Raw genomic sequence first — 395 nt, forward strand, 5'->3', positions numbered from 1 at the left:
CGTAATAGCTCACTGGTCGAGCGTCTTTGCGCGGAGAATTTAACGGGGCTAAACCTGACACCGAAGCTTAGGCAATACAGCAATGTATTGGGTAGGGGAGCGTTGTATACGCGGAGAAACAGTAGCGCAAGCGGCTGTGGAGTGTATAGAAGTGAGAATGCCGGAATGAGTAGCGCGAATGCAGTGAGAATCTGCATGGCCGAAAGCCTCAGGTTTCTGGAGGAAGGTTCGTCCGCTCCAGGTTAGTCGGGAGCTAAGGTGAGGCCGGAAGGCGTAGCCGATGCACAGACGGTAGAGATTCCGTCACCACCAAAAGAGTTAAGCACAGGGACACATATGAAGTCTCAGAGCCGGGTGTTGGTTCCGGTAGAGATCGAGGGAAATTAGTACCGAAG

The 395-nt window shown here is 52.9% G+C and carries 1 rRNA gene; it reads left to right on the top strand.

Going from position 1 to position 395, the window contains the following annotated elements:
- A 23S ribosomal RNA gene (locus tag P0G09_RS15880) occupies positions 1 to 395 on the top strand; the annotation flags it as partial.

Origin of the sequence: Faecalibacterium sp. DFI.5.82, assembly GCF_029076575.1 — a bacterium.
Classification (GTDB): Bacteria; Bacillota; Clostridia; order Oscillospirales; family Ruminococcaceae; genus Faecalibacterium; species Faecalibacterium duncaniae.